General features: G+C 61.6%; 10 protein-coding genes. 6 read left to right on the top strand and 4 right to left on the bottom strand.

Going from position 1 to position 12,263, the window contains the following annotated elements:
- Positions 1–7: 7 nt before the first annotated feature.
- The 4 genes from BN3270_RS06260 to ilvA form a co-directional block, all read right to left on the bottom strand.
- Positions 8–1,300: a dihydroorotase gene (locus tag BN3270_RS06260; protein WP_058986285.1), complete on the bottom strand. Its 1,293-nt coding sequence runs from the start codon at positions 1,298–1,300 to the stop codon at positions 8–10.
- Positions 1,284–2,225, bottom strand: a complete 942-nt coding sequence (locus BN3270_RS06255; RefSeq protein ID WP_058986284.1) for an aspartate carbamoyltransferase catalytic subunit — start codon at positions 2,223–2,225, stop codon at positions 1,284–1,286. Before BN3270_RS06255 ends, BN3270_RS06260 begins: the two co-directional genes overlap by 17 nt.
- Positions 2,225–2,815, bottom strand: a complete 591-nt coding sequence (gene pyrR, locus BN3270_RS06250; RefSeq protein WP_058986283.1) for a bifunctional pyr operon transcriptional regulator/uracil phosphoribosyltransferase PyrR — start codon at positions 2,813–2,815, stop codon at positions 2,225–2,227. The genes BN3270_RS06255 and pyrR overlap by 1 nt, the downstream gene beginning before the upstream one ends.
- 323 nt (positions 2,816–3,138) lie before the next feature.
- Positions 3,139–4,350: a threonine ammonia-lyase gene (gene ilvA / locus BN3270_RS06245; protein ID WP_058986282.1), complete on the bottom strand. Its 1,212-nt coding sequence runs from the start codon at positions 4,348–4,350 to the stop codon at positions 3,139–3,141.
- A 127-nt stretch (positions 4,351–4,477) separates the two neighbouring features.
- On the opposite strand from ilvA, the gene BN3270_RS06240 reads away from it, so the two are divergent.
- The 6 genes from BN3270_RS06240 (at position 4,478) to BN3270_RS06215 (ending at position 12,213) form a co-directional block, all read left to right on the top strand.
- Positions 4,478–4,852, top strand: a complete 375-nt coding sequence (locus tag BN3270_RS06240; protein ID WP_058986281.1) for a Rid family detoxifying hydrolase — start codon at positions 4,478–4,480, stop codon at positions 4,850–4,852.
- A 140-nt stretch (positions 4,853–4,992) separates the two neighbouring features.
- Positions 4,993–5,880 (top strand): patatin-like phospholipase family protein, encoded by an 888-nt coding sequence (locus tag BN3270_RS06235; RefSeq protein ID WP_058986280.1) that lies wholly within the window; start codon positions 4,993–4,995, stop codon positions 5,878–5,880.
- A gap of 3 nt (positions 5,881–5,883) precedes the next feature.
- Positions 5,884–6,492, top strand: a complete 609-nt coding sequence (locus BN3270_RS06230) for a TetR/AcrR family transcriptional regulator (protein ID WP_058986279.1) — start codon at positions 5,884–5,886, stop codon at positions 6,490–6,492.
- A gap of 164 nt (positions 6,493–6,656) precedes the next feature.
- The gene (locus BN3270_RS06225) at positions 6,657–8,840 is read left to right on the top strand and encodes an efflux RND transporter permease subunit (protein ID WP_058986278.1); all 2,184 of its coding nucleotides are present in this window, start codon (positions 6,657–6,659) and stop codon (positions 8,838–8,840) included.
- The gene (locus tag BN3270_RS06220) at positions 8,837–11,452 is read left to right on the top strand and encodes a GumC domain-containing protein (RefSeq protein ID WP_058986277.1); all 2,616 of its coding nucleotides are present in this window, start codon (positions 8,837–8,839) and stop codon (positions 11,450–11,452) included. Before BN3270_RS06225 ends, BN3270_RS06220 begins: the two co-directional genes overlap by 4 nt.
- A 59-nt stretch (positions 11,453–11,511) precedes the next feature.
- The gene (locus BN3270_RS06215) at positions 11,512–12,213 is read left to right on the top strand and encodes a Crp/Fnr family transcriptional regulator (RefSeq protein ID WP_058986276.1); all 702 of its coding nucleotides are present in this window, start codon (positions 11,512–11,514) and stop codon (positions 12,211–12,213) included.
- Positions 12,214–12,263 lie beyond the last annotated feature (50 nt).

The following is a 12,263-nucleotide window of genomic DNA, read 5'->3' as shown; positions in this document are numbered from 1 at the left end:
GAGCCGTCTAGGCGATCTTCCCATCGACGAGCGTGGGCGCGCCGCCTACGTAGACGTCGGTCGCCTTGCCCGTGAGGTAAGCGCCCAGGAAGCCGGAATTGGCCGACTTGCTCTGGAAGCCATCGGCAGCCACCGTCCATTCCGCTGCCGGGTCGAAGACGGTGAGGTCGGCGGTGGAACCCGCTTCGATTTTCACCGGCTCGACGCCCAGGATGGCGCGCGGATTGACGGCCATGAGCTCGACCATGCGGGCGTAATCGATGACGCCGGTCAAAACAAGCTGGGTCAGCACGAGGGCAAGCGAGGTTTCGATGCCCGTCATGCCGAAGGGGGCGAGCTCGAAGGGACGATCCTTCTCGTATTTGGCATGGGGCGCGTGGTCGGTCACGATGCAATCGACGGTCCCGTCGACGATGCCGGCAACGAGGGCATCGTTGTCTGCAGCCGTGCGCAGGGGCGGGTTGACCTTGAAGTTGGTGTTGTAGGTCTCGTCGAGCGCCTCTTCGTTGAGGAAGAGGTGGTGCGGGGTGACCTCGCAGGTGACGCGCACGCCCTTTTCCTTGGCTTCGCGGACGATGTTGAGGCCGCGCGCCGTGGTGAGGTGCTGGATGTGCAGGGGCGTGCCGGTGAGGTTGGCGATGAGGATGTCGCGCGCGATCTGGATTTCCTCGCCTTCGGCAGGCCAGCCGGCAAGGGCCAGGCGCGTCGAAGCGACGCCTTCGTTGACCTGGCCGTTGGCCACCAGGCCGGCATCCTGGCAGTGGGACATGACCACTTTGCCGAACTGGTTGGCGTAATCCATCACGCGGCGCATGGCGCCCGCATCGGCCACGCCGCAGCCGTCGTCGGTGAAGGCGACGGCCCCGTGCTCGACCATATCGCCCATCTCGGCGATGGCCGCGCCTTCGCGGCCCTTGGTGCAACAGCCGGCCACGTGCACGCGGCAGTGGCCCTTGGCGGCGGCGATGCCCTTGACGGCTTCGACCATGGCGCCGTTGTCGATGGCGGGCGTCGTGTTGGGCATGCAGCAGACCGCCGTGAACCCGCCGGCCGCCGCGGCGCGCGTTCCGCTTTCGATGTCTTCCTTGTACTCTTGGCCGGGCTCGCGCAGATGCACGTGGATGTCGACGAGGCCGGGTACGAGCACCTTGCCGGAAAGGTCGCGTACGGTATCGCTTTCGGTCTCGGCGACCTGGGGACCTACTTCAGCGATCTTGTCGCCTTCGATGCGAACGGAAACGACGTCGTCAAGGCCGATCTGCGGGTCGACGGCGCGGACGTTCTTAAGAATTAAGCTCATTGTTGCCTCCAAGCAGCAGGTACAGGACGGCCATGCGGACGCAGATGCCCGCGTAGACCTGGTCGAGAATGACGGAACGTTCGGGATGGTCGGCCATGTAGTCGTCGAGCTCGACGCCGCGGTTGATGGGGCCCGGGTGGCAGACGATCGTGTCGGGCTTGAGCAGGCGGTCGCGCTCTTCGGTGAGGCCGTAGAGCTTGTTGTACTCGCGCAGGCTGGGGAAAGGCGCGCCGTCGAGACGCTCCATCTGGATGCGGAGCATGTAGACCACGTCGAGTTCGGGCAGGACCTCGTCGATGTGCGAGGAGACCGCATCGAAGCCCAGCAGGTCGGGACGGGCCGGCAGCAGGGTTTGCGGGGCAATGCCGTAGACCGTGGCGCCCATGATCTTCAGGGCCGGGGCCAGCGAACCGACGACGCGGGAGTGGCCGATGTCACCCACGATGCCCACCTTGAGGCCGTCGAGCGTCCCCTTGCGCTGCCAAATCGTGAAGAGGTCGAGCAAGGCCTGGGTGGGATGGTTGTGCTTGCCGTCGCCGGCGTCGATTACGCCGGCGGAGGTGTGCTGGCTCACGATGTAGGGGGCGCCAGCCATCTTGTCGCGGATGACGACCATGTCGATCTTGTAGCTGTTGAGCGTTTCCATCGTGTCGAGAAGGCTTTCGCCCTTCACGGTGGCCGAGCTCTTGCCGCCTGCCGACAGTTTGTCGCAGGACAGGCGCGATTCGGCGAGCTCGAAGCTCGACTTGGTGCGGGTGGACGGCTCGTTGAACATGTTGACGACCGTGATGCCCTTGAGCAGCGGCACCTTCTTGATCTTGCGCTCGTTGACCTCCTGGAAGGTCGTCGCCGTTTCCAGGATCTGCATGATGTCATCGGCCGAGTACTCGGTGATGTCGATGAGGTTCTTATGGTTGAAAGCCATTAGCGATCTCCTCCCAGGGGAGCCGAGCCTGCGCGGCCGCCCGGCGCGATATCGAGGATGTCCACTTCGGAACGACCGTCGACCTCTTCGAGGAACAGGCGGACGTTTTCATCTGTGGCCGAGGGGACGTTCTTGCCCACGTAGTCGGCGCGAATAGGCAGCTCGCGATGGCCGCGGTCGATGAGGACGGCGAGCTGGACGGTTTTGGGGCGGCCGATGTCCATGAGGGCGTCGAGCGCCGAACGAACGGTGCGGCCCGTATAGAGGACGTCGTCGACGAGGACGATGTTCATGCCGTCGATGTTAAAGGGGATGTTGGTGGAATGAATCTCGGGCGCGAGGTATTCCAGGTAATCGTCGCGATAGAAGCTGATGTCAAGGTGGCCGAGGGGGACGTCGACCCCTTCGATGTCCTTGATCTTCTTCACGAGCTTTTCGGCGAGGATGTCGCCGCGCGTGACGATGCCCACGAGCGCAAGGTTGTCGGCACCATGATTCGATTCGAGAATTTGATGCGTGATGCGCGTGAGCGAGCGTTCGATCTCTTCCGCGTCCATACACACGGATTTGACCGTTTGGTTCCCGTTCATACACACTCCTCTCTGTCGAGTGCGTACAGAACGACCACCGGTTCCGCACGAACGATCCGCGAGCAGGCGTCCGCGCAAGAAAAAAGGCTCTTGCGACAGACAAGAGCCTCGTGTTCACGTTATGTGCTCAGAGCCTTGTCGGTCTCTCTGTACCGCTTTTAAAGACAGGCTCATTATACGTGGCGGCAGGCAGGTTGCAAGGAAGAATCGAATACTTCGACCTAATTATGCAGAAACAAGCGCCGCCTGCACCGAGCTAGACAAGAGTGATCCCATCGACTCAGCGCAGGCGGCCGGATGCGTGGGCGCCGTCGACGTGTCGGCTACATGTGAGTGGCCACGACCTGGGTTTCCAGGCCTGCCTGGCGCAGGGCGCCCACGATGCGGTTCTTGTGGTCGGTGCCGAAGGCTTCGATCGTCACGCGCAGCTCGACCGCTTCGTTGCGGTTGGTGTTGACGAACTGGTTGTGCTCGAGGCGGATGACGTTGCCGTTTTCCTGGGCGATGATCGAAGCGACTTCGACGAGCTCGCCGGGGCGGTCGGGCAAGAGCACCGACACGGTGAAAACGCGGTCGCGCTGGATGAGTCCGTGCTGGACGACCGACGACATCGTGATCACGTCCATGTTGCCGCCGGAAAGGATGCTCACGACGTGCTTGCCCTTCACGTCGAGGTGCTTTAAGGCCGCCACGGAAAGCAGGCCGGAGTTTTCCACGATGAGCTTGTGGTTTTCGACCATGTCGAGGAAGGCGCCCACGAGCTCGTCGTCGTCGATCGTGATGATGCCGTCGAGGTTCTTCTGGATATAGGGGAAGACCGTCTCTCCTGGTTGCTGCACCGCGGTGCCGTCGGCAATCGTCGACACATGGGGAAGCTTGACGACGTGTCCCGCTTCGAGCGATGCCTTCATGCAGGCGGCGCCCGAAGGCTCGACGCCGATCACCTTGATGCGGGGGTTGAACTCTTTGGCGAAGGTCGACACCCCGCAGGCAAGGCCGCCGCCCCCGATGGGTACGAGGATGTAGTCGACGAGCGGGAGCTCTTTGACGATTTCGACGGCGATGGTCCCCTGCCCTGTTGCGACTACCGGATCGTCGAAGGGCTGGATAAAGGTGTAGCCGTGCTCTTCGGCCAGGCGCTCGGCCTCGTCGTGGGCTTCGTCGTAGACGTCGCCCGCGAGCACCACTTGGGCGCCCAGGGCCTTGGTGCGCTCAACTTTGATGTAGGGCGTCGTTTTGGGCATCACGATGACGGCGGGCACCCCATAGCGCTTGGCCGCATAGGCCACGCCCTGGGCATGGTTGCCGGCCGAGGCGGTGATGAGGCCCTTGGCTCGGTCCTCGGGCGAAAGGGTCGAGATCTTGTAATAGGCGCCGCGCACCTTGTAGGCGCCCGTACGCTGAAGGTTTTCAGGTTTCAGGTAGACCTTGTTGCCCGTCGCATCGCTGAAAGAGGGACTGTAGATGAGCTTCGTTTCGAGCGTGACGTCCTTTACGCGCTCGGAAGCTTCTTCGAAATCTTCGATAGCCAGCATTCTTTTCCTTTATCGCGAAATCTTAGTCGTTCGTTCACGATATGCTATCGCAGGAATCGCAGCCCAGATGCGCGCGCCTTATATGAAAAATCTGCAACCGGTGCGCGCTTATCGCGAAGGAGCAACCATGGAAACCGTATCCACTCCCAACGCCCCCGCCGCCATCGGCCCTTACGCGCAGGCGAAAATCGCCGGCGGCTTCGTGTTCGCCTCTGGCCAGATCGCGATCGACCCGGCCGTGGGCGCAATCACGGCTACGACGATAGAAGCCCAGACCCATCAGGTCATGGCCAACGTCGAGGCCCTCTTGGCCGCTGCCGGCACCGATTTGTCCCATGTGGTGAAGACCACCTGCTTCCTCGCCCATATCGAAGACTTCGCCGCCTTCAACGCCGTGTATGCCGAACATTTCGGGGATGCCCGCCCGGCCCGGTCGGCCGTAGGCGTTGCCGGACTACCGGCGGGCGCCTTGGTCGAGGTGGAGGTTATCGCCGAGCTCTAGCCCGCCGTCGATCGCACGGAAAAGAGAAAGCCGGTAACCGCTGGGTAACAGTCCTTCTGACCCGTTTGCCGCGAAATCGTGCCTGATAATCGCGTTGGCTACAATGGAGCGCACACCGAAAACGAAGGAATGCAGGCTCTATGAACGAATGTCCCCAGCCCAACGTACGCGATACCGCCCTCATCTTCGAGGGCGGCGGCATGCGCGCGAGCTACACCGCCGCCATCGCCAACGCCCTCTTGGATGCGGGTATCAATTTCGGGCATGTCTACGGGGTCTCGGCCGGGTCGAGCAATGCGGTCAACTACGTGTCCCGCGACATCGACCGCACGCGGGAATCCTTCACCGAACTCGTGCGCGACCCCGATTTCGGCGGCATCCGGACCCTGCTCGCCCACAAAGGCTATTTCAACGCCCACCATATCTATCAGGAAATCGGCCGGCCGGACGGGCTTTTGCCCTTCGATTACGCCACCTTTTCAGCGAACCCGGCCCAGGTAACCATCTGCGCTTGCGATCGCGATACGGGCAGTTCGGTCTTCTGGACCAAAGCGGATATGCCCACCACCGATGATTTGATGGTGCGCGTGCGCGCCTCGTCGACACTGCCGATCGTCATGCCGCCTGCCACCATCGGCGGTCACGTCTACTACGACGGAGGCTTGGCCGAAGGCAACGGCATCCTTCTGCCCAAGGCCCGCCAAGACGGCTTCAAGAAGTTTTTCATCGTCCGCACCCGTCCCAAGCCCTACCGCAAGCCCGAAAAGCCCAAAGCGAGCACCCTCGCCTTCTTCTGGCGCCGCCCCGCCATGCGCCGGCAGCTGCGGGCTTGGGGGCCTGGCTACAACCGGGTCTGCGACGAGGCCGACGCCCTCATGGACCAAGGCCTCGCCTACGTGGTCTACGCCGAGCACATGGGGGTCGAAAACAGCACGACCGAACTTGACGCCCTACGCCGCAATTACGAGGCGGGCTGGGAACAGGCCCAACGGGACCTGCCGGCGTGGAAATCATTTTTGGGGGTTTAGCGCATGTCGAAATTCACCGAACAGGCCATCATCGCCGCCTTTCTCGACGAGCTCGCCGAAAAGCCGTTCGACAAGATCACCGTGACGGGCATCGTCAAGCGATGCGGGATCAACCGCAACACCTTCTACTACCACTACCAGGACATGTTCGCCCTGGTGGACGACATGCTCAAGCGGGCAGCCGCCGAACTGAGCATGACCAACCCCCGCATGCACGATTGGCAGCAGGCCTTTGCGGCCCTCACCTCATTCGCCCGCGCCCACAAGTCGGCCTTCTACCATCTGTACAACTCGTCGAACAACACACGGATCGAAGCCTACTTCCACTACGCTGCCGAACCGATCGTGGAATCCTACGTGCGTCACGAAGCGGCAGGGCTCGAAGTAAGCAACCAGGTCATTATCGACCTGAGCAACCTGCTCGCCCTAACCCTGCAGAGCCTCACCGTACAATGGCTCATCGATGGCATGAGCAACGAGTTCGACGACTACATCGCCCGCATTGCGCGCATCCTCGACGGCACCGTGCGCCTCGCTCTTGAAAAGAGCACGCGCGAGGGCGCCGCGAGCGCAGGCGCCCTTCCCGCACCGCCCTCCGCGCGCACGCAGTAATTCCAACACGAAGGCGTCTGAATTCCTACACATTATATTTAGGCATTTTGCCGTCTATGCCCAAATTTCGAACAGGGCCAATTCTTTGACCATTCCTCGTGACCTGCGTAAACGTTACGTTTCAGCAAAGGTAATGTGAGCATTCCAACAGAATCGAGGCATTCATGGCTGAAGAGCCCCCATCGAACAAGGCGCGGTACCGCTTGGGGCGCGCCATCGTCAAAGCACGCGTTCCCATCCTCATCATCGCCCTTCTGTTGCTGGTTCCCGCCCTTTGGGCCTATGCCAACACCAAGGTCAACTACGACCTCCTCACCTATCTGCCCGACAGTTTCGAAACCATGCAGGGCCAGAAGATCCTGCAGGACGATTTCGGCAAAGGCGCCTTCAGCTTCGTCATTACCGAAGGCATGTCCGATGAAGAGGTCGGCGAGCTCAAAGACAAGATCGCCGGCGTCCCCCACGTGGCCGACGCCCTGTGGGTCGACGACCTTGAAAAGGCCGGCATCCCCAAGCAGGCCATTCCCGAAAAGTACTACAAGGAATTCAACAAAGACGACAACGGCGAAAACGAAACGATGATCGCCGTCTTCTTCGACACGGGCACCTCGGCCGACGAAACCCTCACGGCCGTCGACCAGATTCGCCAAATCGCCGGCGACCAGGTGTTCGTGTCGGGTATGAGCGCCCTCAACACCGACATGAAGAACATCGCGAGTTCCGAAGAAGCGCCTACCGTTGCCGTGGCCGTGTTGGGTGCCGTGATCGCCCTGCTCGTGCTCACCGACACCTGGCTGGCCCCGCTCGTCTTCCTGCTTTCAATTGGCATCGCCATCATGTGGAACATGGGCACCAACATCTTCTTGGGGCAGATCAGCTTCATCACCAAGGTCCTTGCCGCCGTGCTGCAGCTGGCCGTGACCATGGACTATTCGATCTTCCTCTGGCATGCCTACACCGACGAACGCGATCTTCATCCCGACGACCACCGCGCGGCCATGGCGCTCGCCCTTGGCGACGTCTTCCCCACCCTCGTGTCGTCGGCCCTCACCGCATCGGCCGGGTTCTTGGCCCTCTGCTTCATGACCTACCAATTGGGCATGGACTTGGGCATCGTCATGGCCAAGGGCTGCATGCTGGGCCTGGTGGGCAGCCTCACCACGCTGCCGGCCCTTATTCTGATCTTCGACAAACCCATGGCCAAGCTTTCCCATAAGCCCCTTATCGGCAAGGCAAAGCGTCTGGGCAACAACGTGGCCAAGCATTATGCGGTCTACATCGTCGCTTTCTTGGTCGTTTTGGTCCCGGCCGTCTACGGCTTCGCCAACAAGCCCGTCTATTACGACCTGTCGAAGATGGTCTCCGGCGAGGTTTCGGCCGACGCCGGCAACGTCAACCCCAACATGAAGGCCGCCTTCGCCAACGAGAAGCTGAAGGACGACTTCGACGTATCTACCACTGAAATGATCCTCTGCGACGCCAACATGCCCCATGCCATGGCCAAGGACATGCTCAATCGCATCGAGGCGGTCGACGGCGTGAAGTACGCGATCGGCTACGATTCCATGGTCGGAGGCAACATTCCCGCCGAAATCGTACCCGCGAAAATCACCGACGCGCTGAAAGCCGGCAGCTACCAGCTCATCGTGGTGAATTCCACCTACGCGGTATCGACCGATGGCGCCAACGCGCAGATCGATCAGATCAACGAGATCATCCACCAGTACGACCCCAATTCGATGCTTATCGGCGAAGCGCCCGCCACCAAAGACCTCATCGCCACCACCGGCGTCGACTTCCAGGTGGTCGACTGGGTGGCCATCGGCTTGATTGGCCTTATCTTGCTCGTCGTGTTCCGCAGCATCCTGGTGCCCGTCCTCATGGTGCTCGTCATCGAGCTCGCCATCATGGCCAACTTGGGCATCAACACCTACACGGGGACCGAAATGGTCTTCATCGCCCCGGTCTGTATTTCGACCATCCAGCTGGGCTCGACCGTGAACTACGCCATCCTGCTCGTGCAGCACTACAAGAAGAACCGCAACAAGGGCATCGAAAAGGTCAAGGCCGTATCGACGGCCATCGCCGACAGCGTCCCCGCCGTGGCGACGAGCGCCCTGTCCTTCTTCAGCGCGACGATTGCCGTGGCCATCTACTCCGACCTGAGCATTATCTCGAGCCTCACCGAGTTCATGGCCCGCGGCGCCGTGATTTCCATGGGCTGCGTCATGGTCTTCCTGCCCGCCTTCCTCATGCTCTTCGACAAGGTGATCTTGAAGACCTCGAAGAGCTTCCGTCCCGTTTCCACCACCCCGTCTGTACCCGCGTCCACGGAGGTAACCGCATGAATTCCGAAACCTTCAAACTGAGCAAATTGCGCAATATCGCCCTGGCCGGCATCCTCGCCGCCGGCGTGGTTGGGCCCACCTATGTGGCTTCGACCGCCCACGCCGACGATGCGACCGCCCAAGCGACCCAAGAGCAAACGGACCAGAGCCAGCAGAGCTCCGACGATTCCAATTCCTTCGTAAAGGACCTGCTGGGCTCCACCGACACCACCGACCAGGATGCTAACGACCCCACGAAGACCGAAACCGTCTACGTGTTCAACAACGCGGACGGGTCGGCCCGCAACGCGATCGTCACCGACTGGCTGAAGAACGTGAAGGGCGACCAATCGCTTTCCGACGTGTCCAACCTCACCGACATCGAGAACACCGAAAGCCAAGCCGGCTACCAGCAGGACGGTCAGAACCTCACCTGGGACGCCCAGGGCAACGACATCTACTACAAGGGCAACACGGCCGACCAGGCCCCCGTGTCTATCAAAGTGACCTATTGGCTCGACGGCCAGGAGATCTCCCCTGACGATCTGGCCGGCAAGAGCGGGCATGTGAAGATCCGCTACGACTACACCAACAATTCCAGCTATCAGACCGAAGTGAACGGCGAGCAGCGCACCATGTATACGCCCTTCGTAGCCGCCACGGGCCTGATTCTAGACAACGGCACCTTCAAGAACGTGAGCGCGGTGAACGGCAAGATCGTCAACGACGGCGACCGCACGACGGTGGCCGGCTTCGCGATGCCCGGACTTCAAGAGGACCTGGGAATCTCCACCGACGATGTCGAAATTCCCACCTACTTCGAATTGGAAGCGGACGTGACCGACTTCTCGCTCGATACCTCGCTTACCGCCGTATCGAGCAACCTCTTCGACAACGTCAACACCGACGACATGAGCGAAGACACGGTCGGCGACGACATCGCCAAGATGAACGATGCGATGAACCAGCTCATCGACGGATCGAGCAGCCTCTACGACGGACTCACCCAGCTGGCCGACGGAGCCGACCGGGTGGCAAACGGTTCGGCGACGCTGGCCGACGGCACGGGTCGCTTGGCGTCCGGCGCAGCTGAGCTGCCCGCCGGCGTGGTCAAGCTCTATAGCGGCAGCGATGCCGTGAACGCCGGCCTCGAGGCTCTGAAGAACGGCAATTCGAAGGAATGGGGTCTGGCCAAGGCCGCCAAATCGAGCAAAGACGCCTACATCGGCGCCCAGAAGATTGCAGCGGGCGTCAACACGCTTGCCGACCAGATGGGCGCCATTCAAACCGGCGTCAAGAAGATGGCCGCCGGCGCCGGCGCCGCGAGCACGGGCACGCAGACCGCCATCGACACGATCAACAAGCAGATGATTCCCGCCCTTTCCGATGCTCAGGCCAAGCTAAACAAGGGCGTGGATGTCGACGGAGCCGTTGCCTCCCTTAAAGACGCCCAGTCCACGCTCACCTCGTTGAGCACGCAGACGAAAGGCATCGCCGACCAGCTAACCACCGTTTCCTCGGGCCTCTCGAAAGTTTCGACGTCTCTGGGCCAAATCGAGTCCCAGAGCACGCAGGCGGCTTCGGACGCCGATGCGGCAGCCGACCACATCGCGGACAGCAACTACACCGATATTGCCGCGGCTCAAAAGCAGCTCACCGCCATCGACACCACGGGCATGACCGACGATCAGATTGCCGCGCTCAACAAGGCGAAATCACAGCTTGGTTCCGTGAGCACCGATGACCTGGCATCCGCGCAGTCTGAAGCCAAGAGCGCCGCTCAGGCCAACACGCAGATCGCCCAGGAAATCGCTGGCGTGAAGAAGAGCGTCGATACCTTGCAGTCGGGCATCGCGCAGCAGGCCGAGGGCTTCCAGAAGGCTTCCGAATCCCTGGCCGCCGACGCCAAGGCCCTTCAATCCACCGCGTCCTCTCTTTCCGACGACGATTACGTGGTGTTAGAGCAGGAAGTCGCCCAAGTCAATGCGGGCCTCGTGAAGATGGTCGGGTCGAGTGACGACACCTCATCGAAGAGCACCCTCTACGGTTTGAAAGCGGGCATTAACGAAATTGGTGGCGGTGCTTCAGGCTTGAGCAAGCAAATCTCCAACGGCTCTGGAGACATGCAGAAGCTCGTAGAAGGCGCCGGCACCCTGCGCGACGGCCTTCAGGTGCTCTCCGAGGGCGGCACGGTCGACGGAAAGTCCTCAGCCGGCCTTGAGGGTGCCGTAAAGGCCCTCGGCGACACGAGCACGCCGAAAACCCTGCTCTACGGGTCGAACGCCATCTGGCAGGGCCTTGCGAAGATGAACGCCTCCGCGCCCGCTCTCGCAAGCAGCGTGAACCAGGTGAACGATGGCGCCCAGCAGCTTGCCGCCGGCAGCAGCCGGCTCGCAAGCGGCGCCGTTGCCGCCCAGGACGGGTCCGCCCAGCTCTCCGATGGGCTCAAGCAGTTCAATGACGAGGCCATCCAGAAGATCGTGAGCACCTACAACGATGACTTGGCCGGCCTTTCCGACAACCTGAAGGCAACCGCTCAGGCGGGCAAGGATTACCAAACCTTCAGCGGCAAGTCGGACGATATGCAGGGCAAGGTCACGTTCATCTACGAGACCGACAGCATCGGCGACTAGCGCCTGTTGCACACGGGGCGCGCTCTTGGGCGCGCCCCGCCCCATGGTAAGGATGCAAAGTGGAAATCAATGTGCTCAACCTGTACGACCGCCTGAAGGGATCCCCTCTCTTCGACGGTATCGCGCGCACCGATTTCGACGCGCTGCTTTCCTATGCCCATGCCCGCATGCGCACCTTCGAAGACGGCGAGAGCCTCGAGCAAGACCGCAACGGCCGAGCGGCCAGCACGGTAGGCATCATTGCTCGTGGCTCGGCTGCCCTCTACGCACGCGATGACAAGAAGCATGCCTACGAATTGGAGCGCTACGCGGTGGGCGACGTGGTGGCCAACGGCTTTTTCCACCTGAGCGACATCGGCGGCGAAATGGAGCTGAAAGCCCGTGAAGCGCTTTCGATCGTGGGGCTCGACGCGGATCGGCTCTATGAAGCGCACGCCAACCACGGGGCCCATCTAGAACGAACGAGGACGCGGTTCGTAGCCAACATGGCCCAGGTGATCGCCGATCAGCAAAAGGGCATGCTGCGCCACCTGTCGATTCTTGCCACGCGCACCACGCAGGAGAAGATCCTCCGCTTCCTCTACGCCTACGCCGATGAGCACCGCTCGCTCAGCTTCACGCTCCCCTTCTCGCGCCAGCAGATGGCCGATTACCTCTGCGTCGACCGCAGCGCCATGTGCACCGAGCTCTACAAGCTGCGGGCCCAGGGGAAGCTGGACGTGAATATGCGGCATTTCGTCTTGCCGCCTCAATCAGCCTAACAAAGCATGTGCCAGACGCCCCGGCTTGGCGCCCCTACGAGAGCGGGCTC

The sequence above is a fragment of the Hugonella massiliensis genome, from assembly GCA_001486445.1.
GTDB lineage: Bacteria > Actinomycetota > Coriobacteriia > Coriobacteriales > Eggerthellaceae > Hugonella > Hugonella massiliensis.
Note: the sequence above shows the minus strand (reverse complement) of the source record. Positions and strands in the feature narration are given on the sequence as shown.